This is a genomic window from Streptomyces himalayensis subsp. himalayensis (genome assembly GCF_013778455.1).
Classification (GTDB): Bacteria; Actinomycetota; Actinomycetes; order Streptomycetales; family Streptomycetaceae; genus Streptomyces; species Streptomyces himalayensis.
The window spans coordinates 1-813 of sequence record NZ_JACEHE010000094.1 but is presented as its reverse complement, the minus strand read 5'-3'; the positions used below and the strand labels follow the sequence as shown (position 1 = coordinate 813).

Here is an 813-nt window from a genome sequence, read left to right as displayed (position 1 = left end):
GAGCCGGGCTCGGCGGTCCAGACGGTGAGGTGCTGGTCGGGGTCCGTGTTGGCGGTGAGGGTGTCCCAGTCCAGGACGAGTTCGCCGACGATCGGGTGGTTGAGGGTTTTCGTGCCGACGGTGCGGGCGGCGACGCGGTGGTCGCCCCACCACTGGGCGAACTGCTTGTCCCGCATGGACAGTTCGCCGACCAGTGCGATCAGGCGGGGGTCCTCGGGATACTGCGCGGCCTCCATCCGCAGCTGGGCCACCGCGGTCTGGGCGGAGGTCTCCCAGTCGGCGTACAGGGTGCGCATGGCCGGATCGGTGAACGTGATCCGGGGGTAGTTGCGGTGCTTTTCCGGGATGCGGGCGAAGTCGGTGACCAGGGCGGCGGCCAGCGCGTTCCAGGCGAGGATGTCGCCGCGGCGGCCCTGCACGATGGCGGGGGTGGCGGTGAGGTCGTCCAGAACGCGCTGGAGCTGCGGCTGGACCTTCTGCATTCCGCGGCGACGGGCGCGGGTGCTGGTTTTGCCCGCGAGCTGGAAGAGATAGCCGCGCTCGTCGTCGTCCAGGTGGAGTACCCGGGCGAGGACGTCCAGCACGGGAGCGGAGGCCTGCATGCGGCCCTGCTCGAGCCGGGTGTAGTAGTCGGTGCTGATCGAGGCGAGGTGGGCGACCTCCTCGCGGCGCAGCCCCGCCACGCGGCGGGGGCGGCCGGTATCGGGCAGTCCGACCGTGGTCGGGCTCAGCTCCGAGCGACGCTTCTTGAGGAATTCTCCCAGCTCATTGAGGGGCACGTTGCTACTCATGCCGCCCAGCATGACACCGATC

The 813-nt window shown here is 70.1% G+C and carries 1 protein-coding gene; it reads right to left on the bottom strand.

Translation table 11 applies throughout. The annotated features are described in order from the left end of the window. Positions 1–791 (bottom strand): helix-turn-helix domain-containing protein (locus tag H1D24_RS41580; protein WP_374064835.1); only part of this gene is annotated, 791 nt, incomplete at its 3' end. Positions 792–813: the final 22 nt, after the last annotated feature.